Origin of the sequence: Gluconacetobacter sp. (assembly GCF_047721585.1) — a bacterium.
In the GTDB taxonomy this organism is placed as follows: Bacteria; Pseudomonadota; Alphaproteobacteria; order Acetobacterales; family Acetobacteraceae; genus Gluconacetobacter; species Gluconacetobacter dulcium.
The window spans coordinates 1,561-3,626 of the sequence record NZ_JBDNXE010000215.1; the positions used below are offsets into that span (position 1 = coordinate 1,561).

Annotated in this window: 2 protein-coding genes; both read right to left on the reverse strand. The window is 69.5% G+C overall.

What is annotated here, in order from left to right:
* Positions 1–23 precede the first annotated feature (23 nt).
* A complete protein-coding gene (locus ABF821_RS20305; protein ID WP_415531387.1) occupies positions 24–1,856 on the reverse strand; it encodes a hypothetical protein in 1,833 nt (610 codons plus the stop codon).
* Positions 1,853–2,066, reverse strand: a 214-nt coding sequence (locus ABF821_RS20310) for a hypothetical protein (RefSeq protein ID WP_415531388.1), incomplete at its 5' end; no start/stop codon positions are given. The genes ABF821_RS20305 and ABF821_RS20310, both read right to left, overlap by 4 nt.

Below are 2,066 nucleotides of genomic sequence, written 5' to 3' on the forward strand. Positions count from 1 at the left end.
GCGCCGAACAGCACCGATTGCGGCTACCGGTCCCACGCCTGCGCCATCATCAGCTTGCCGGCCGCTTCCTGCTTCAGCAGCACATACTGCGCCGGATTCCCCGCCGCCGCGCCCGACCCGTTATATTCGGGCCAGAGTTCGGCCGCGAGATTCCACCGCATCGCCGCCAGCCACTCGTCGGGAAAATCCGGCACCGCCCCCAGGTCGGCAAACGCCAGCAGCGGCCGCTGCGCGGTAAAGGCCACCGCACTCCCACTGTCCACGGGCGCCGGCCACACATGCAGCACCCCCGCCCCCAATTGCGGATCGTAGAAGAACTGCGTCACCACCCCCGGCACCGTCTTGTTCGGAACATTCGCGTAATCCAGCCGCGACATCGGTACGAGCGGCGTCTCGATCGCCTGCCCGCCACTGCCCGCGAACTGAAGCCGCCGCGCCGCGGGCACCCGCAACGGCCGCACCATCGGCGCGGGATAGGCCACAACCTGCGCCCCCTCCGACGCCGCCGACGGCAACGCCGAGGCCAGGGTCAGCCCACCGCCCGCAACCGCCGCCACGCCGGTCCAGAACACGCCGCCACCATCCAGCCAGATCCCGACCTGCCATCCGGCCGCAATCCCTCCCACGGCCGCGACACTCACCTGCGCGCCGGCCCCCGCTGCCGCCAGCACCGTCCCGACACACTGGCTGCTCACCGCCACCGCATCCGGCGACCCGGCCCCGATCAGGTAGCGCACCTGCCCCGGTTGCAGGAACAGGGTGCAATCTTCCTCGGCCCACACATGAATGCCCGAAGCCTGCCACGCCCGCACCATCGCGTTGAGCGACGCGAACGCGTTCTCCACCAGCCCCAGACGCGGCACCTCCTGCGGCCCCACCGCCCCGCACAGCCGCAGCGCCCCCGCGATCATCTGATAGACCGGCTGGCTGAACGGGCAGGTGGTCGTCCCCTCCGGTTCCCGATCCCACTGCGCCGCCACGGCGAATTTCTCCGCCGCCATCGCCCGCAGCATCTCGAAACGCTGGGCCGGGCAGTCATATTCCGGCGCCAGTTCCACCGCCAGCGCAAAGCGCAGCGCGGAAATCCATTCCTGCGGCACATCGGCACGGTCGGCCGCGCCGCCGATATCCTGCAACGGAAGCTGGCAGGTAAACGTCACCGCCACCCGCGCGGTCAGCGGCGCGGGATAAACGCTAAAAACCCCAGACTCCAATTGCGGATCATAAAAATACTGCACCGGCGCTCCACCGGGCGCGCCCTTGCCCGACAGGTTCGCATAATCCAGCCGCGACATCGGAATCAGCGGCGTCTCCACCCCCGTCACCAGATCGACGGCCCGCGCCCCGACAATCTTCAGCGGCCGCCCGACCGGCACACCATACGCGACCACCGCCGCCCCAGCCGAAGCCGGGCCGGGCAATCCGCCCGCCAGATAGACAATCCCCCCCACGACAGACAGCACCGAACTCCAGAACATCCCCCCCGCATCGAGCACAATCCCGATCCGGCTCCCCACGCCGATGCCCGCCGCCGTTGCCACCGTCACCTGCGCCGCGCCCGCCACCACCGGCGCGCCTGCAATCGTGGCAACATAACTCTGCGCCGCCTGATCCGCGCTGCCGCCGCCGATCCCGTACCGCCCCTGGCCGGGCTGGAGAAACACCGTCCCCTCGGCCATGGCCCAGACATGCACGCCCGACGCCTGCCACGCCTTGACCAGCCCGTTCAGCGCCGCCAGCGCGTCCTGATACTCGTTCGCCGGCGGCACCTCCCCACTGGCAATCGCCCCGATCAGCCGCAGCGCGCCGCTGATGATATCGGACGCACCGGGGTTCCAGCCCACACTGCCGCTCATGCCGGCACCGGATAAAGACTGCCGGCCCGATCCACCCCCGGCCGCACGGCCGCCAGGACAGACCCCGCCTGCATCACAACACACTGTCGGGCTTGGAAGAGAAAGGAATGTGCCATCGCCGTTACTCCGCGATCCAGGCTGTACCGTTGCAGATCACCGGGCAGAACGTCGCGCCGCCCCCGGTCGGAGACGCCATGAAATTGCAGGCGG

Coding starts and splice junctions, on each gene's coding strand:
- ABF821_RS20305 (WP_415531387.1), bottom strand. CDS start 1,856: ATGAGCGGCAGTGTGGGCTGGAACCCCGGTGCGTCCGATATCATCAGC.